13 protein-coding genes and 1 pseudogene are annotated in these 19082 nt (G+C 47.1%); 9 read left to right on the top strand and 5 right to left on the bottom strand.

Annotated elements, in window-relative coordinates:
* Window positions 1-184 precede the first annotated feature (184 nt).
* Window positions 185-1582 (bottom strand): coniferyl aldehyde dehydrogenase, encoded by a 1398-nt coding sequence (locus ICN40_RS10840; RefSeq protein ID WP_216243928.1) that lies wholly within the window; start codon window positions 1580-1582, stop codon window positions 185-187.
* A gap of 49 nt (window positions 1583-1631) precedes the next feature.
* Here ICN40_RS10840 and msrA point away from each other — a divergent pair, with 49 nt between their 5' ends.
* A complete protein-coding gene (gene msrA, locus ICN40_RS10835) occupies window positions 1632-2204 on the top strand; it encodes a peptide-methionine (S)-S-oxide reductase MsrA (protein ID WP_216243927.1) in 573 nt (190 codons plus the stop codon).
* A 13-nt stretch (window positions 2205-2217) separates the two neighbouring features.
* Here msrA and pdxH read toward each other — a convergent pair whose 3' ends face one another.
* The gene (gene pdxH, locus ICN40_RS10830) at window positions 2218-2853 is read right to left on the bottom strand and encodes a pyridoxamine 5'-phosphate oxidase (RefSeq protein ID WP_072583763.1); all 636 of its coding nucleotides are present in this window, start codon (window positions 2851-2853) and stop codon (window positions 2218-2220) included.
* Window positions 2854-2875: 22 nt separating this feature from the next.
* Between pdxH and ICN40_RS10825 the strand changes: the two genes are divergently transcribed.
* The 5 genes from ICN40_RS10825 to pepN all read left to right on the top strand — a co-directional run bounded on the left by ICN40_RS10825 (window position 2876) and on the right by pepN (window position 9701).
* The gene (locus ICN40_RS10825; protein WP_216243926.1) at window positions 2876-3625 is read left to right on the top strand and encodes a ThiF family adenylyltransferase; all 750 of its coding nucleotides are present in this window, start codon (window positions 2876-2878) and stop codon (window positions 3623-3625) included.
* Window positions 3626-3870: 245 nt separating this feature from the next.
* Window positions 3871-5253: an amino acid permease gene (locus ICN40_RS10820; protein ID WP_216243925.1), complete on the top strand. Its 1383-nt coding sequence runs from the start codon at window positions 3871-3873 to the stop codon at window positions 5251-5253.
* A 12-nt stretch (window positions 5254-5265) separates the two neighbouring features.
* Window positions 5266-6384 carry an alanine dehydrogenase gene (gene ald, locus ICN40_RS10815; protein WP_216243924.1) on the top strand — a complete coding sequence of 373 codons (1119 nt, stop codon included), beginning with the start codon at window positions 5266-5268 and terminating at the stop codon, window positions 6382-6384.
* 86 nt (window positions 6385-6470) lie between these two features.
* Window positions 6471-7046, top strand: coding sequence for a TMEM165/GDT1 family protein (locus ICN40_RS10810; RefSeq protein WP_216243923.1), 576 nt, complete (start codon window positions 6471-6473; stop codon window positions 7044-7046).
* A 45-nt stretch (window positions 7047-7091) separates the two neighbouring features.
* Entirely contained in the window at window positions 7092-9701 is a 2610-nt protein-coding gene (gene pepN / locus ICN40_RS10805) for an aminopeptidase N (RefSeq protein ID WP_216243922.1), read from the top strand.
* A 2-nt stretch (window positions 9702-9703) separates the two neighbouring features.
* Here the strand turns inward: pepN and ICN40_RS10800 are convergent, their stop codons facing one another.
* The gene (locus ICN40_RS10800) at window positions 9704-9880 is read right to left on the bottom strand and encodes a type II toxin-antitoxin system VapB family antitoxin (RefSeq protein WP_216243921.1); all 177 of its coding nucleotides are present in this window, start codon (window positions 9878-9880) and stop codon (window positions 9704-9706) included.
* Between the two features lie 117 nt (window positions 9881-9997).
* On the opposite strand from ICN40_RS10800, the gene ICN40_RS10795 reads away from it, so the two are divergent.
* On the top strand, window positions 9998-10996 hold the full coding sequence (locus ICN40_RS10795; RefSeq protein WP_216243920.1) for a class 1 fructose-bisphosphatase: 999 nt from the start codon (window positions 9998-10000) through the stop codon (window positions 10994-10996).
* A gap of 70 nt (window positions 10997-11066) precedes the next feature.
* On the opposite strand, the gene cphA (ICN40_RS10790) is transcribed toward ICN40_RS10795, so the two are convergent.
* A complete protein-coding gene (gene cphA, locus ICN40_RS10790) occupies window positions 11067-13637 on the bottom strand; it encodes a cyanophycin synthetase (protein WP_072583755.1) in 2571 nt (856 codons plus the stop codon).
* A gap of 12 nt (window positions 13638-13649) precedes the next feature.
* A pseudogene (gene cphA / locus ICN40_RS10785) lies at window positions 13650-15830 on the bottom strand (cyanophycin synthetase); the annotation flags it as partial.
* 204 nt (window positions 15831-16034) lie between these two features.
* Between cphA (ICN40_RS10785) and ICN40_RS10780 the strand changes: the two are divergent.
* Window positions 16035-18368 carry an ABC transporter ATP-binding protein gene (locus ICN40_RS10780; RefSeq protein ID WP_216243918.1) on the top strand — a complete coding sequence of 778 codons (2334 nt, stop codon included), beginning with the start codon at window positions 16035-16037 and terminating at the stop codon, window positions 18366-18368.
* A complete protein-coding gene (locus ICN40_RS10775) occupies window positions 18365-18832 on the top strand; it encodes a DUF1854 domain-containing protein (RefSeq protein WP_216243917.1) in 468 nt (155 codons plus the stop codon). Before ICN40_RS10780 ends, ICN40_RS10775 begins: the two co-directional genes overlap by 4 nt.
* Window positions 18833-19082: the final 250 nt, after the last annotated feature.

Below are 19082 nucleotides of genomic sequence, written 5' to 3'. Positions count from 1 at the left end.
TTATGACTTCTAAACGGTACGCTGAAATAGAGCTGGGGGGCGATGAATCAAATTGCTTTAAAAAGCCTCCTATTATGGCATTTTCAGCACTCGATTACAAGGGTTTTCCCGACTTAATTCAGAAATAGAGGTTTAAAGCTTCATCTTCTGAGCTTAGTAATAGAAGTATCGCTTGTTTATCTCTTTATTTGAGATAACGCAAAAGCCACTCAGTCATCTTTCCATATGGAGGGCGCGCAGTTTTAGTTCCCTTGAAAAGGTTTAAACCAAAGAAGCCGCGTACTTCCAGAATCGACTTTTGATGACTAAAGGTATTAAAGCCTGCTTTGCCGTGATAACTTCCCATGCCACTCGCACCCACTCCACCAAAAGGAAGGTCTTCAATGGTGATATGTAGGAGCGTGTCATTAATGGTGACGCCACCAGAACACGTTTCATTTAAAACCCGCTTCATATTCTTTTTATCTTTGCCAAACCAATATAGAGCCAAGGGATTGGGTTTGTTGTTGACATAAGTAATCGCTGCCGAGGTATCTGCAACAGTCACGATCGGCAGAATGGGCCCAAAGATTTCTTCATGAAGAACGCGGGCTTCCGGCGGAACATTGACCAATGCAATGGGCTCGAATGGTCTTGCACCAGCACCAGGGTTATTGAGCAAAGGAATCACTTTTGCACCACGGTCTAGAGCGTCGCTGACTAGATGCTGCCAGTATTCCAGTTGTCGCTCATCAATAGGGCCTGTCAGTTCTTCAGGGTTGCTAAATTGGGTTTGAGCTGCAGTTTGTAATTCTTGAATAAATTCTGCTTGAATGCCTTGCTCTAGCAAAACATAGTCAGGGGCAATGCAGGTTTGACCGCCGTTCAGTAATTTGCCGTAAGCAATAGAGGCTGCAGCATCTTTGAGTTTGGCGCTCTTATCAATGATGACGGGTGTTGTACCGCCAAGTTCCAAAGTGACTGGCGTCAGATTTTCTGCGGCAGCACGCATCACTTTTTTGCCAATGGCTCCTGAGCCAGTGAAGAAAAGATGATTAAAAGGCAGTGCTGAAAATTGCTCGGCTACTTCTGGGCCACCAGTGGTGACGCAGAACTCGCTAGGGTGGAAATACTCTTGAATTAAGCTAGCAATAAATCCAGAGGTGCGTGAGCTTCGTTCAGATGGCTTGAGCCAAACGCGATTACCAGCAGCAAAAGCGGCGATTGCTGGAATGAGCGCTAATTGAACTGGATAGTTCCATGGACTCAGAATGCCAACTACGCCTAGTGATTGACTTTGAACCCAAGCCTGCGAGGCGCCCATGTGTGTTGGAACTTCTCTTTGCTCAGGCTTCATCCATTCTTTGAGATGCTTGCGGGTGTGCTTGCAGGTCTGATAAATCATCTGGCATTCAGCAAGTCTCGTTTCTACTGGGTGGCGCACCCCGAAGTCAGCCTCGAGGGCTTTGCAGATTTTTTCTTCATTTGCCTCAATCATTTTTTCAATGCGAGCAATTCGATCCAGTCTCACTTCGAGGGTAGGGTTTGGTTCTGCAGCGTAGGCTGCTTTCATTTCATCGAGCTGGATAGTGAAGCGATTCATAGTCTATTAATAGTTGGCAGGTATTGGAATAAGGCATTAGGATAAAGCCATGGAAACAAATTTAGATAAAAAAGAACCACTTTTAGAGCGTGCCACCTTAGGTGGGGGCTGTTTTTGGTGTTTGGAAGCGGTTTACCAGCAAATTTCTGGGGTTCGGTTTGTGGTTTCTGGTTACGCCGGTGGCGCTAGACCTAATCCAACTTATGAGGCTGTTTGCACGGGTGTATCAGGCCACGCCGAGATTGTCGATATCTTGTTTGATCCGCAAATTGTTTCATTTAGGGATTTATTAGAAATCCTTTTCGTGATTCATGATCCGACTACCTTGAACTATCAAGGTAATGATCATGGCACGCAATATCGCTCAGTGATTTTTACGCACAGTGAAAAGCAGTCTGAGATTGCGCACGAGGTAGTGAAAGAGCTTGAGGATTCAAAAATCTATGCCAATCCAGTGGTGACGCAGATCGATGCTGCGCCAACCATTTATCCCGCAGAAGACTATCACCAGAATTATTTTCAGCAGCATCCCAATCAAGGATATTGCATGGCGGTAGTCGCACCTAAGCTGGCTAAATTTAGGGCGAAATTTAAATCGCTTATAGCGCCGCAATATTCCTGAGGGTTAACAGTTTCTAGGGTGCTAGGCGATTCACTCGCCAGTCGGCACCTTCTAGTTTGTAGTGCATGCGGTCATGCAATCTAGATGGGCGTCCCTGCCAGAATTCAATTTCAGTAGGGCGTAAGCGGTAACCACCCCAATGCTCTGGGCGTGGAGGTGTGTCACCAAACTCTGCCTTAAAACGTTTTTCCGCTTCTTCTAAGAATTCACGGTTTGGGATAGCAGTGCTTTGAGGCGAGGCCCAGGCACCAATTCTGGAGGCGGCTGGGCGAGAATGGAAGTACTCATCACTTTCGGCTGTACTAACCCGTTCAACAATACCCTGAATACGTACCTGGCGCTCTAATTCATGCCAATGGAAGAGGAGGGCTGCTTGAGGGCGGATGGCCAAGTCTTTGCCTTTTTGACTCTCGTAGTTAGTAAAAAAGGTAAAGCCATTTTGGTCTGCGCCTTTTAGTAAGACAATACGGGCTGATGGATTGCCAGCTTGGTTAGCTGTTGCCAAGGTCATTGAGTTGGGTTCAGGACATTCTGCTTTCACAGCTTGATCAAACCAAAGCTTGAAAAGCGGGAGCGGGTCTTGGGGAACCTCGGTCTCTGAGAGCTGACCAAAGGTATAGTTTTTGCGAAGTTGTGCAATGGAGTCCATTTATTCAGTATAAAGAGAAGCTATGGCAGAAGACAAGGTAGAAAGTAGCTTAGAAAATCGTCGTTTTGGCGGGGTCTCACGACTCTATGGGCCAGAACTGCGCGAGCGCTTTCTGAATGCAACGGTAGTGGTGGCTGGTCTAGGGGGTGTTGGGTCCTGGGCGGCAGAGGCCTTAGCTCGCACGGGTATTGGACACCTTGTCATTATTGATTTTGATCATATCTCCGAAAGCAATACCAATCGACAGCTGCACGCCATAGAAGGGCAGTTCGGCAAAGCAAAAGTCGAGGCGATGAAGGAGCGCATTCTGCAAATTAATCCAGAGATCAATTTGACTGCTTGCGATGAATTCTTGGAGCCAGAAAACTTAGATCGACTTATTCCAGCAAATGCATTGATATTAGACGCGACCGATTCAGTACAAACCAAAATTGCTTTATCAGTGTGGGCCGTGAAAAATAATCGTGCTTTAGTCATGTGTGGTGCTGCTGGTGGTAAGTCAGATCCCACATCGGTGCGCTGCGAAGATCTTTCTCGTACCGAACAAGATGCTTTATTGGCTAAGGTTCGCCAGGGACTCAGACAAGATCATGGGTTCTCCAGAAATCTGAAGAAAAAAATTGGCATTCGTGCAATTTATTCGCATGAACCACGAGCGGGAGCTTCCAGCGGAGGTCTGGCCTGCTCGGGCTATGGCTCCACCGTGATGGTAACGGCTGCTTGTGGGCTTGCAGCTGCCGCAGAAATTCTGAATCTCATCTCTGCACAGTAAGTTTTTCTCAAAAATTACTGTAAATCCTTAAGGGGATTCCCTGTAGGAAATTACTGATTCTGTTGCAATCAGAAATAATTTATTTCAAACTCGGCGTTGATTTCAAAGACATTTCAATATTTTCCTAAATAGATTTATTTAATTAATCACTTTAGTAATTTTTCTCCCCTAGTACTGATCACCAGTCCTCCCTAGACTTTGCTCCGTTGGCAAGTTGCCAATGACAAATCGAAAGGAGGTCTCCCTTGCAGACTGAACACTCTGGCTTAAAACGTCACCTCAAAGTGCGGCATATTCGTTTGATGGCCTTAGGCTCAACGATCGGCGTTGGATTATTTTTAGGGTCGGCAAGCGCAATTCAAATAGCAGGCCCATCCATTCTTCTAGGTTATTTGCTGGCAGGCATTGTTGCTTTCATTGTTCTGCGGACACTTGGTGAGATGGCGGTGCATGAACCTGTAGCCGGTTCTTTCGCAGCCTACGCCAATACCTATGTGGGTCCGCTGGCGGGGTATATGGTGGGCTGGGGATACTGGACTTATTGGATTGTGGTTGGAATTGCTGAAGTTACTGCGGTTGGCATCTATATGGGCATTTGGTTTCCCGAGACCCCGCAGTGGATTTGGGCACTTTCTTCTATTGTGATGATGGGCTTAATCAACCTGATTGCAGTAAAGGTATTTGGAGAATTTGAGTTTTGGTTTGCTCTGATCAAAGTGGTAGCGATTGTCGCCATGATTGCACTTGGAGGTTCGGTCATCTTGTTTGGCTTTACCAATGATTGGCAGCCCATTGGTCTGAATAATTTATGGCAACACGGCGGCTTCTTTCCAAATGGCATTAGCGGAATGTTGTTGTCATTGCAAATGGTCTTGTTTGCTTATGTTGGTATAGAAATGATTGGTCTCTCTGCAGGCGAGGCTGAGAGTCCACAAAAAACCATTCCGATGGCCATTGATTCATTGGCTTGGCGGATTCTCATTTTCTACATGGGTGCCATCCTGGTTATTTTGGCAATTTTTCCTTGGAATCAAGTTGGGCAGCAAGGCAGTCCATTCGTAGTGATGTTTGAAAGGCTGGGTTTGCGAGAAGCAGCGGGCTTAATTAACTTTGTCGTGATCACTGCAGCACTCTCTTCATGTAATGCAGGCATCTTTAGTGGTGGACGCTTGCTCTACTCCTTATCGTCTAACGGCTACGCTCCTAGATCTTTTTCAAAGCTCTCACGGCATGGCGTTCCTCATCGAGCGGTGATGACTACAGTCGGGGTCTGTATGTCAGGTGTAGTGCTGAACTACTTTGTACCTGACAAAGCCTTTCAATACATGATGGCTGCAGTGACCTTTATTGGACTAATGGTCTGGATCGCGATCTTAATTACACAGATCAAATTCCGTCGCTCGCTATCCAAATCCCAAGTGGCGGAGTTAGGGTATCGCGCTCCTTGGTGGCCTTATTCCTCATGGTTCGCTCTGGCATTCATCGGATTAGTGGTGGTGTTGATGGGCTTTCATGAGGATGCACGGATCGCACTCATAGTGGGGCCGTGTTTATTGGGCGTGTATCTCGCAATGTTTTATGTCGTGGGCTTACATCGCAAAACAGCAATCCAACGTGACTTTAAATAATAGGAGAAGGCAATGATTATTGGCGTACCTCAAGAGGTTAAAAATAATGAGTTCCGGGTGGGGTTAACCCCGGGTAATGTCAGTGGACTTTGTAAGCAGGGACATTCTGTCCTGATTCAGCGAGGTGCCGGCGAGCAAATCGGCTTAACGGATGAGTCTTATCGGCTTGCCGGTGCCTGCCTCGTGAATAGTGCAGCAGAAGTGTTTCAAAGGGCGGAGATGATTGTCAAAGTCAAAGAGCCTCAGGCGCAAGAATGCGCCATGCTGCGCGAGGATCAAATTTTATTTACCTATTTACACTTAGCGCCAGATCCGAGGCAGACAAAAGCTTTGTTGCAATCAGGATCTACCTGCATTGCCTATGAAACAGTGACTGCTATGAATGGCGCTCTCCCTCTATTGGCGCCCATGAGTGAAGTAGCGGGCCGCATGTCCATCCAGGCAGCAGCATCGCATTTAGAGAAAACCAATGGTGGCTTAGGTGTGTTGATGGCTGGTGTGCCTGGCGTATCACCGGCCAAGATTGTCATTCTGGGCGGTGGCGTCGTGGGCCGTAACGCTTTGCAAATGGCGGTCGGTATGGGGGCTGATGTTTGCATCTTTGATCGTGATATTGATCGCTTGCGTCAGATCGATATGTTCTATGGCAATCGCGTCAGAACTTTTTATTCTGACAGCTTGTTGATTGAGCAAGAAGTGTGTGAAGCGGATGTCGTGATTGGAGCGGTTTTGCTACCTGGAGCAGCGGCTCCCAAGTTGGTGACGCGTGAAATGATTAAAACAATGAAGCCTGGTTCGGTTGCGGTGGATGTTGCCATTGATCAAGGCGGCTGTTTTGAAACATCCAAACCTACTACGCATGCTGATCCAACTTTTTTAGTAGATGGCGTACTGCATTATTGCGTTGCCAATATGCCCGGAGCAGTTGCAAGAACATCTACCTTTGCTTTAACCAACGCGACTTATCCGTTTGTTGAGGCTTTGGCAAACCGGGGGGTGATGAAAGCGCTCTCAATTGATCATCACTTGCGCAATGGTTTGAGTGTGCATAAAGGGATGTTGACATCAAAGCCAGTTGCAATGGCTCAGGGCCTAGACTATGCAATGGCCGAGGAGCTTTTAGTGGCGTAGCAATATATTTCCAAATGATTGGGTCTAGTGAGCGCTAGGATTTAAACTATCCCTGACACGCAAAACTTTATGGACCTACATCATTTATGGATTTTTCAGCCTTAACCCTCTCTGCCGGGGTAGTTGCCCTAGCAGAGATGGGGGATAAAACCCAATTGCTTTCATTAATGCTTGCGGCTCGCTATCCCAAGCAAGCATTAGCGATCATTGCAGGCATCTTTATTGCCACGATTGCTAATCATGCTTGTGCTGCTTTATTGGGTCATTGGCTTACTACTCTAGTGTCACCGGACGTGATGCGTTGGATTTTAGGATTGAGCTTCTTGGGCATTGGTTTGTGGTTATTGGTGCCAGATCATATTGACGATGCAGCTGGCTCTAAGGTTGCTGACAAAGCCATGCAGGTATTTTTGCTAACAGTGGGATTATTCTTTTTGGCTGAGATGGGCGATAAGACGCAAATTGCGACCATTGCCCTGGGCGCCCGCTACGAGGATGTAGTTTCTGTAACGGTTGGCACCACATTGGGGATGATGCTGGCAAATGCCCCCGCCGTCTGGATTGGTCAGAAATTCACGAAACGCATGCCAATTAAATGGGTGCACGCGGTTGCAGCCGTCACCTTTATTGCAATTGGCTTGGCTACCCTGGTATGGGCCTGAGATAGCGAACCAACCCAGCTGCCAGCCAAGACTTAAAATAGGCTCATGAAAACCGATCTCCCCCTGAGCTTTCGTAGGCTCGAATACCTCCCGCCTGCATACACCTTCGATCATGTTGAACTCGATATCGCTCTAGATCCAGCGCGAACCATTGTGAAGAGTCGCATTGAGGTTTTGCCGGGCAAAAGTTTTAAGGCAGGCACCCCCTTGGTTTTGGTAGGACAAGAGCTCGAGTTTGTTAGTTTGCGCATCAATGGTGAAGCCCATCGTCATTTTGAATTAACACCAGAAACACTGACGATTCATTCGCTGCCAAATGAAGGTAAAGAAAAGTTTGTCGTAGAAATTATTTGCGTTTGCGTCCCCGAGAAAAATACTACTCTGATGGGCTTGTATGTTTCCAACGGGAACTTTTTTACTCAATGTGAGGCAGAGGGTTTTAGAAAGATTACTTACTTCTTGGATCGCCCGGATGTGATGGCGCGTTATCGCGTGACATTGCGTGCGCGCGAAGCAGAGTGTCCGGTGCTGTTATCCAACGGCAACTTACTGACTACAGAAAAACTACCTAATGGATGGCATAGCGCCACTTGGGAAGATCCGTTTCCTAAGCCATCTTATTTGTTTGCCTTGGTTGCTGGTAAGTTGGAATGCATTGAAGAAACCATTACCACTAGTAGCTGTGCTAAGAAGTTACTGCAGATCTGGGTTGAGCCGCATGACCTCAAGAAGACTCGACATGCAATGGACTCCCTGATTGCCTCTATTCATTGGGATGAAAAGCGTTTTGGATTGGAGTTGGATTTAGAGCGCTTTATGATTGTGGCCGTAAGTGACTTCAATATGGGCGCAATGGAAAACAAGGGTTTGAATATTTTCAATACCAAGTTTGTTCTTGCCCAGCCAGAAACTGCGACAGATGCAGACTTTGCCAATATTGAGAGTGTCGTTGCTCATGAGTACTTCCATAACTGGACAGGTAACCGCGTTACTTGCCAGGATTGGTTTCAGTTATCCCTGAAAGAGGGTTTGACTGTATTTAGAGATCAAGAGTTTTCTGCTGATCAAATGGGTAGTGAATCCGGCAGGGCAGTAAAGCGGATTGAAGATGTTCGCTTGCTTCGTCAATTGCAATTTCCTGAGGATGCAGGCCCAATGGCGCATCCGATTCGCCCGGATGAGTATCAAGAAATCAATAATTTCTATACCGTTACTGTCTATGAGAAGGGTTCAGAAGTTGTTAGGATGTATCAAACTCTTTTGGGTAAAGACGGCTTCCGCAAAGGAATGGATCTCTACTTTAAGCGCCATGATGGTCAGGCGGTTACCTGCGATGATTTCTTGGCTGCGATGGCAGACGCCAATGACAAGGACCTGACTCAGTTTAAGAATTGGTATAGCCAGGCCGGCACCCCAAGGGTTAAGGTGCAAGAGCACTATGACGCCGCTAAAAAGCAGTACCAGCTGACGCTGACGCAAAGTTGTGCGCCTAGCCCAGGCCAGCCCGAGAAGAAGCCCTTTCATATTCCATTGAAGATGCGCTTAATTACAAAGGCGAATGACCAAGCAGAGCAGTTATTGGAATTAACGCAAGAAACTCAAACTTGGACTTTTAACCATATTGAAGAGCAACCAGTGCTTTCAATTAATCGCAACTTCTCTGCGCCTATTAATTTAGATTTCAAGCAATCCGAGGCGGATCTTCTCACTTTATTCTCAAGCGATGATGATGCATTTAATCGTTGGGAGGCTGGTCAGAAGTTGGCGATGCAAATGATTTTAAATAATCGTTTGCCTGATGAAAAACTGATTGAGGCGTATCGCAATATCTTGTTAGACCCTAATTTGGATCCCGCTTTTAAGGATCTGGCTTTAACGCTGCCTGCAGAGTCTTATTTGTATGAGCAATGCACGAGCGTTGATCCTAAGAAGATATTTACTGCGCGACGCGCTTTCCGTAAAGAGATTGCCAAACAGTTGCAACTCGAGTGGGCTGCCTTGTATCAGCAGATGCAAACACCTGGACCATTTAAGTCTGATGGGGTAGATGCTGGTAAGCGTGCCCTGAAAAATCTAGCATTGAGTATGTTGCTGGAGGCGGCACCAGCAGTATGGGCGCCAATGGCAGCCAATCAATATCAAATTGCTGACAATATGACTGACCGTTATGCAGCCTTAGCCGCATTAGTGGTGCACGGCGCAAAACAAGCTAAAGATTGCTTAATTGATTTTTACAATCGATTTGCCAATGACGCCTTGGTAATCGATAAGTGGTTTGGCTTGCAATCTAGTCGTCCCCCTGTTGACGGTCTTGACTCCACTCTCGCCGAGGTGAAGAAGCTCCGCGAGCATCCTGCATTCAAGTTAAACAATCCAAACCGAGTTCGCAGCGTGATTCATTCGTTCTGCGCTAACAATCCAGCTAGCTTTCATCAGGCGGATGGCAGTGGTTATGAGTTCTGGGTCGATAGCGTATTAGCTCTTGATCCCATCAATCCTCAGGTAGCAGCTCGTCTTGCAAGAGCGCTGGACCGCTGGCGTTTATTTGCCCAACCCTATCAATATCATATGAAAGCGGCTCTAGAGCGTGTTTCTGCATGCCCAACACTCTCTCCCGATGTGAGGGAAGTGATTGGAAAGGCGCTGGGTAATTAAATTTAACGTGGGATGTCTTTCATTTCAGGAGTCATCCCCCCTAGGGCCACCAGTTTTTTAGTAGCCTGCAAGCGAACAAGGGTTGTAATTGCCTCGTTAATCAGGTCGCTAGGGCTAAGCTGTGGATCGAAATACTGCATGGCATCCCGGATCAATTCGTCATCAACATTGACTATCATTGCTAAAACCCCTGTTTTAAAGTGCGTAATTTCGTATCGATAAGCTATAAATTATGATGGCACCCAAGAACAAGGCAAAATAGACCTTAATTTCAATAGAGCTTTGGAGAAATACCCTTGTCCTCAAGTACTCATATCAATTTCAAGCAATATTTGACCTCCACAAAGCCGGCTGGTGCTGCTATCCCGGTTGGATTGCAAGATTTGCTGACCGCGGTTGTTAACACCTGCTCAACTCTCAGTCATGAAGTAGCGCAGGGCGCCTTGATTGGCTTGTTGGGTTCCGCAGGCACTGGCAACGTGCAGGGTGAAGTTCAGCAAAAACTTGACATCATTGCAAACGATTTGCTGATCGACGGCGTAAAGGGTTGTAAATCACTCGCAGGTTTAGCCTCAGAAGAAATGGAGCTTCCAGTTCCAGTTCAAGGTACAGGTGATTACCTGCTGTTATTTGACCCACTCGATGGCTCATCCAATATTGATGTGAACGTATCGATTGGAACTATTTTTTCAGTTCTCAAGAAACAAGATCCGAATGCACCTTTGCAGACCTCTGACTTTTTGTTGTCAGGGCGTCATCAAGTTGCTGCGGGTTATGTAGTGTATGGACCTCAAACCACGATGGCCTTGACCTTGGGTGATGGTGTGGTGATGTTTACCTTGAATAAAGTGACTGGTGAGTTTCTGCTCATCAAGGATGCGGTAAAGATTTCTCATTCAACCAAAGAGTTTGCAATCAATATGTCCAATATGCGCCACTGGGCTGACCCAGTACGTCGTTATGTTGAGGAGTGCTTAGCTGGCGTCAGTGGCACCCGTGACAAGGATTTCAATATGCGTTGGATCGCTTCGATGGTGGCGGATGTGCATCGTGTTTTATCTCGTGGCGGGGTATTTATGTACCCATGGGATCAGCGTGAACCGCACAAGCCAGGTAAGTTGCGCCTGATGTACGAAGCCAATCCAATGAGTTTCCTGGTAGAGCAGGCGGGTGGTGCATCTACCAATGGAACGGATCTCATTATGGATTTGCAGCCAACAGACTTGCATGAGCGAGTTTCTGTAATGCTAGGCTCTAAAGAAGAAATTGACCGCATTCAGAGCTATCACTCATAAGTGCATTAGTGCTTCACTAATAAAAAACCCAATCAAGCGATTGGGTTTTTTAATGACCATACAGTTGTGATTAAGGTCTCACCTGTTGTTTAAGGTAAGCAAGAGACTCTTCCACTTGGTCAATCAGAATCAAGCAAATATCGCCTGCAGCAAGATCATTTAGAGCTGTATCAATAGCCTTAAATTCACCATGAATCTCTTTGACTTGTTTGGCCTTAGTGGCGCCAACTAAGCCTTCTTGCAATAGCTTTAATACTTCGCCATCTTCACGGCCACGTTGGCAGGCATCTTGATAAAGAATGACGTTGTCAAATGAGTTGCCCAAGATACGGGTTAGATCACGGATATCTTCGTCACGACGATCGCCTGCACCGCTAATAACCACGTGGCTCTTCTTGGGTTTCATGGCCTCAACGGCGCTAGTAAGGGCGCGCATAGCATCGGGGTTGTGACCATAATCAGCAATGACGGTGGCGCCATTATGTTGAAATTGATTAAAGCGTCCCGGTACGGAATTCGGATCGCTTTCAAAGCTATGTAAACCGCGAGCAATCTTTTCAGCATCAAGACCAAGAGCCCAGGCTGCGCCAATCGCAGCCATGGCATTTTCAATTTGGAAGCCTAGTACGCCATTTTGGGTCAGGGGAATTTCGCTAACGGGGAAGCGATACATCACACGCGATCCCTTGGAGGCAACAATGTAGGTGCCATCAAAATAAATGACTTTTTTATTCTTAGCGCGATGAGCGGCAATGACTGGGTGATGTTGATTTTGGGCAAAGAAAATCACTCGACCAGAACACTTGTCACCCATCTTCACAACCATTGGGTCTGCCGCATTGAGTACTGCGGCACCGGTTGGGGCAACGTTTTGCACAATTACGCGCTTGAGAATGGCTAAATCTTCAACGCTAGTAATGTAATTAAGGCCTAAGTGATCACCTTCGCCAATATTGGTTACCACCGCAACTTCGCAGCGATCAAAGCCAAGACCTTCGCGGAGCATTCCACCGCGAGCAGTTTCAAGTACGGCAGCATCTACATCGGGATGCATTAATACATTGCGAGCACTTTTAGGACCACTGCAATCGCCGGTATCGATGAGGCGATGATTGATGTAAACGCCATCAGTTCCTGTCATGCCAACGCGTAGGCCAGTTTCATTTAACAGGTGAGCAATAAGGCGCACCGTAGTAGTTTTGCCGTTCGTGCCGGTAACCGCTACCACTGGAATGCGACCATCTTCACCTAGTGGGAACATCATATTGATGATGTCTTCGCCAACGGGGCGTCCTTTGCCATATGAAGGCTTGAGGTGCATACGTAAACCGGGCGCGGCATTGACTTCAACGATACCGCCACCTTGTTGTTCCAGTGGCTTATAAATGTTTTCACAAAGGATATCCACACCAGCAATATCAAGACCAATCATCTGGGCGGCAGCCACTGCACTTGCTGCCACGTCTGGATGAACATCGTCAGTAACATCAGTAGCGGTTCCGCCAGTACTGAGATTAGCGTTATTGCGCAGTAGAACGCGTTCGCCAGTCTTGGGAACGTATTGTGGAGTGAGGCCAGAGCTTGCCAGATGCGCCATGGCAATGTCATCAAAGCGAATTTTGGTAAGCGCTGTTGCATGTCCGTCGCCACGCAATGGATTTTTATTCTCGATTTCAACTAGCTCTGCAACGGAGTGACTGCCATCGCCAACTACTTGTGCTGGCTCACGGCGAGCAGCGGCCGAGAGGCGGTTGCCAACGACGAGCAAGCGGTAGTCTGCACCAGGGAGGTAGCGCTCAACAATGGTTTCCCGACCAAAGGCTTGGGTCACAATAAAGCCAGCGCGGACCTCTTCTTCGGTTTGAATGTTGGCAACAACGCCTTTGCCTTGGTTACCATCTTTCGGCTTTAAAACAATCGGACCGCCAATTTTTTGAGCAGCACGCCAAGCATCATCAGCAGTGGTAACTACTTCGCCAATAGGAACGGATACGCCAGCAGCGGCAAGTAAGTTCTTGGTGAGCTCTTTGTCTTGGGCAATCGCTTCAGCAATCGCGCTGGTATCGCTAGTCTCTGCAGCTTGAATACGTTTCTGTTTGCTACCCCAGCCAAACTGCACCATGCTGCCTTCGGTCATCCGGCGGTAGGGGATGTTGCGCTGTACTGCTGCATCAACAATGGATCCAGTGCTTGGTCCAAGGCGAACGTCTTCGTAAAGAGCTTCTAACTCTGAGAGGGCGGCAGCGAGATCAAACGGTGCATCGTTGAGGGTGGCTTGAATCAAAGCAAAACCAAAGTCGAAAGCCATGCGACCCACGACTTCTTCGGTGTATTCCACTACCACTTGATAAACACCAACATCGACTGTTTGCACTGTGCGACTAAAGGTAACGGGGCAACCTGCTTGAGCTTGAAGGCCAAGCGCTGCATGCTCAAGAGCATGAGCTAAAGAAAGCACTTCATTATGGCCGCCGCGACGCATGCTGCCTAATTGAGGAAAGCGCTCACGAATCTTGGTTTCAAATTGAGGGATAGAATCGATTGAGCGTTCAGACTCATCACAAGAAACAATCGCTTCTAAAGCGGTGTGGCGGCTCCATAAATTTGGGCCGCGCAACATGCGAATACGGGTAATTTCCAATTAAGCCCCTGTAGCAGTAGTGGCGTCAGGCACGAATGTTTCTGCGCCTGCTTCGATAACGTTAAATGGAATTTCAAGAGCCCAGGCTGCTGCTATAGCTGCACCTAAATTCATGGTCTTCCAAGGAGTAGAGTGGTTGGCTTCAGAGTGACGTGGCACAGGAATAGATTTCTGATCTAGCTTTCCAGATTTCAAGGTAATTTGCTGTTTGCCAATGACAACTGCACGACCACCGTTTGCTAAGTGAGATTTGATAATCTCAGAGTCCGAATTCTCGCTAAAGAAAATCACCTGACCATCGCAAAGCTCAGCCATTTGTACGCACATTGGATCATCAGCATTGAGTACGGCAACACCGGTTGGAAGAACGACATCAACCTGGGTGCGCACGACACTAAAGACTTGATCTTCGTCGTAAATAGCGTATTGCGGGAAGTTTGCCTTTGGATCAACATTGAGTACGACACCAACTTGACAGCGATCGTAGGCCAACCCTTCTATCAACATTGACAGGTGATTGTTTTCAATTACAACTGCCTCTACTGCGCGATTAAGTAGGGTGCGTCGGGCATTCTCCCAATTTGATGCATTGGAGTTTGGAATAGCTCGATTACCAAAGAACAGGCCTTTACTGCAAGAAAGACCAACATAGACATTTGTTAAGCGCAAAAAATGGGCAATCATTTCAGCAACAGGGGTTTTGCCGTGTTCACCGCAGACACCAACTACAGGAATGCGGAAATCCACTCCAGGTGGAAAGAGATGATTCGCAATTTCTTTGCCAACAGGTTGTGGTTTGCCGCTTGCGGGTTTGAGATGCATCAGTAGGCCAGGGCCTGCATTGACTTCAACAATGGCAGCATTTTGATCTGCCAATGGTTTGCTAATGTCCTGCGCTACTAAATCAACACCGGCAATTTCAAGACCAACAACACGAGCAGCTAAGGCTACCTGGCTAGCAACATCGGGATGAATTAAATCAGTAACATCAAATGCCACGTTGCCGTTACTTTGAATCAGTACCTTGTGATCTATTGCAGGAACACTGTCACCTTTTAATTGTTGACGTGCCAGCTCGAGCTCTACTGCAGAATCAATGCGTACAGGATTAAGAGGGTGCTCTTCTGCGGTGCCGCGACGGGGATCAGAATTAATCTGTAGTTGAATCAGTTCATGAACAGTATGTTTCCCATCACCAGTGACCCATACGGTTTCACCTTTTGCCGCAGCAACTACTTTGTTGCCTACGACTAGCAAGCGATGCTCATCACCAACAATGTGACGTTCAACTAAAACCTCGCTACCTTCATCAATGGCAACGGCATAAGCTGCTTCAATTTCTTGTTGGGTATATAGGTTGATGAATACGCCACGACCGTGATTCCCATCAATTGGCTTCACTACTACTGGTAAGCCAATATCTTGCGCCGCTTCCCAGGCATCATCAGGGCTAGTAACGGTTCTACCCTCGGGTGTTGGAACTCCGGCGCTCCGTAGCAAGCTCTTAGTTAAATCTTTGTCGCGAGAAATGGTTTCCGCAATTGCGCTTGTTTGATCGGTCTCTGCTGTCCAGATGCGGCGTTGTTTAGCGCCGTAACCCAGTTGAACCAGGTTGCCTTCAGATAAACGAATCGATGGAATGCCGCGCTCTTCGGCTGCATTCACAATACATGCTGTACTTGGACCCAGCAAAAGATCATCGCCAAGATCACGTAAATTTTCGATGATGGTTTGCACAAGAGCAACGCAGTCAGCATTGTCTTGCGCTAGAGCTAAATAAAGATCACGCGCATATTTGAGAGCGGTGAGTGTGACCTCCTCATTGATTGCGCTAACCATCACTTTGTAAACACCACGCCTATCGCCGTCACGTGCCTTGCCAAAACCGCCAGGGATACCGGCTAAGTTTTGTAACTCAAGAGTTAAGTGTTCGAGAATGTGAGCAGGCCAGGTGCCTTCTTCAACGCGCTTTAAAAATCCGCCAGTTTCACCATAGCTACAGCGATGTTCAACAAGGCTTGGGAGGGCTTTAACTAAGCGTTCATAAAAGCCAGGAATGAGGTTAGAGGGGTAGTCCTCTAAATCGCCAATATCGAGCCAAACCTCAATCACGGGATGGTAAGTCCACATATTGGGACCACGGAGATGCTTAACGCTCAGAATCTCGATGGATTTATCTAGTAATTGGGGCATATGCAGTATTGCGATGGTCAGCGCCAGCTTTTGGCGTTGACGCGTCAGACAGTCTCTCTGTTTCTAATAGTTATTTGAAAAACTCACAAAATTGGCAAAAATACATAAAAGGGCCTACTTAGACAATTTAACGGCTTTTGACCCCCTAAAGTTGACAGGAGCAATAAATCTAAAAAATTCAGCTCCACTATACTTTTAAGGTCAATGAAGCCACAAATCCTACCTTTTGCCCCCGTGCTACCGAGTTATTGGTTGGCTGTTTTGGAGGCTGAAACTTCCCCAGTAAAGAGCCCTGAAGCCCTACTAGCTTGGGTTGAGCTCGATTTGGGCGCCGATTTACGCTTTGAAAAAAGCCTGCTTTTGCTCAACGAAAAAGGTCTATTTTGGACGGACGGCAAGGTATTTGAGTCCTGGAAGTTGGAGACGGACACCCATTTAATTCACGGTGATCATGCTGGAGTAGGGCATCTCCGCCTAGAAACCCCCGATAAATTGTTGAGAGCCTGGAATTTCACCCTGGCGGTAAATCCCCAAGTGCTTCGCCTGCAATCTAGTTTTAAGCAATTAACTCGTGGCGAGGAAATGAGCAATGGTGAGGTCAGCGAGTATGACAAGCAGGTCTGCCAGGTTTGCTTAAGTCCTAAGCCCGCTAATTCTGATTCTTGTCCGACTTGTGATCCTGAGGATGATGCACCGCCATCTACTTGGACGCTCTTCAAGCTTTGGCGTTTTGCACGCCCTTACAAGAAACAATTGTTGTTGGGTTTTGTGTTGACTCTGTTATCTACAGGCGCGACTTTAATTCCGCCGTATCTCACTATGCCCTTAATGGATCATGTGTTGATTCCATATGAGCGCGGCAATCCAATTGATTTTCATTTGGCCAGCATGTATCTGTTGGCATTGTTTGGCGCTGCAATTGTTGCTTGGGGTCTGGGTTGGTGGAAGACCTATTTACTTGCATTGGTGAGCGAGCGCATTGGTGCTGATTTACGCAATACTACTTTCGAACATCTACTTAAACTTTCGCTGGAATACTTTGGCGGCAAGAGAACAGGTGACTTGATTGCCCGCATTGGCGCTGAGACCGATCGTATTTGCGTTTTCCTCTCCTTATACGCGCTGGACTTTGCTACCGATGTGTTGATGATCACCATGACCGCGGCCATCCTGGTATCCATTGATCCTTTGCTGGCCTTGGTTACCTTGGCACCATTGCCATTCATTGTTTGGATGATTCATGTAGTGCGTGATCGTTTACGTTTTGGGTTTGAAAAGATTGACCGCATCTGGTCTGAAGTAACTAATATTTTGGCGGACACTATTCCAGGCATTCGAGTAGTTAAAGCATTTGCACAAGAAGATCGCGAACTTAAGCGCTTCGTGGATTCTAATAAGCACAATCTACAAATCAATGATCGCGTGAATCGCGTGTGGGGATTGTTTTCTCCCACGGTAACTTTGCTTACTGAAACCGGTTTGCTAGTGGTGTGGGGTTTTGGTATCTGGCAAGTTGCGCACCAGAAAATTTCTGTTGGCGTCTTGATTGCATTCTTGGCCTATATCGGGCGTTTTTATATTCGCTTAGATTCTATGAGCCGGATCGTTTCCCATACCCAGAAAGCAGCCGCTGGCGCTAAACGTATTTTTGATATTTTGGATCACGTCTCTAGCGTTCCTGAGCCTATCAATCCAGCGCCTTTGGGTGAAGTCAAAGGCCGCATCTCCCTGCGTGGCGTAGGCTTCCGTTACGGTAATCGTGCTGTTTCTAAAGGTATTGACTTAGATATCGCGCCAGGCGAAATGATTGGCCTAGTAGGTCATAGTGGTTCTGGTAAGAGCACTTTGGTGAACTTGATCTGCCGCTTCTACGATGTGAGTGCAGGATCGATTTCTTTGGATGGTCGGGATATTCGCAGCATCAGAATTGCTGACTATCGCAAGCGTATTGGTTTGGTATTGCAAGAACCATTTTTATTCTTCGGCACGATTGCAGAGAATATTGCTTACGGTAAACCTGATGCGACTCGCGAAGAAATTATTGAGGCAGCACGCGCCGCTCATGCCCATGAATTTATTCTGCGCCTCCCTCTAGGTTATGACTCCTTAGTAGGAGAGCGTGGTCAATCACTCTCTGGCGGTGAACGTCAACGCATATCAATTGCACGTGCACTGCTTATTAATCCAAGCATTTTGATCCTGGATGAAGCAACATCATCGGTTGACACCACTACTGAAAAAGAAATTCAGCGTGCTTTGGATAACCTGGTTAAGGGCCGCACTACGATTGCAATCGCCCATCGCCTCTCCACCTTAAGAAAAGCAGATCGCTTAGTGGTTCTAGATAAAGGTGAGATTGTGGAAATAGGCTCTCACGATCAGCTGATGGAAGCCCGGGGCGCGTATTACACCCTGTATCAAGCCCAGCTGCGTCATGCTGCAGAGCTCGTTGAAGGCGGTGCTATTGGTGAAAGTCTGGAAGAAGAGCAAGAAGAAAAACTGGAAGAAGTAGCTAAGCACGTTGGGGGTGGAGTATGAGTCAGACTCATCAGTTAGAGCGTGATGCGCTAGGCCGTCTAGTCTTTATCGACAACAAAGGTGAGCGACACATTGGCGTTCATCCTGTCAGAGCTTTTCCAATTGCTGCACCTGCTGCTGGTATTAGCATCATGAATCAATCTGGAAAAGAGCTTTACTGGTTTTCGGATATCACCGCTATTTCTGAAGCGGAACTTGGATTGATCGAGGAAGAATTGGCTGAACGCGAGTTCATGCCCGTTATTGAGAAGATCACTAAGGTTTCTACGTTCGCTACCCCTAGTATTTGGGATATCGAAACGGATCGAGGCCCAACTCGAATTCGCCTCAAGGGCGAAGAAGACATTCGTCGAATTGCCGGGAATACATTGCTGATTGCCGATTCCAACGGACTACAATTTCTCATCAAAGACTCTACGCAATTGGATAAAGTCAGCAAAAAACTGCTAGATCGGTTCCGCTAAAAAAGATTTACCCTGCCAATCCCAGTTCGGCAGGCGCCACCAGGGCATCCCCCCAATTGAGTGAATTCTCTGTCAAAACAGAGGGTTACGACTTGCGCATCCGTGTTTTAGGCCTGCTGCATTGCATTAGTATTAGGGTTATAATCTAGGTACTAACCCTTAAGGAGATTCAAATGACTGTTTTATTGAATATGATCAACCAGCTTTTTTCTGAAAGCAAGCCAAGCCAAGACAAGCCAGCTCGTCACTA

Source organism: Polynucleobacter sp. Fuers-14 (assembly GCF_018882045.1).
Lineage (GTDB): Bacteria > Pseudomonadota > Gammaproteobacteria > Burkholderiales > Burkholderiaceae > Polynucleobacter.
The sequence above is the reverse complement of the archived record's forward strand: the minus strand, read 5'-3'. Positions and strand labels throughout refer to the sequence as shown.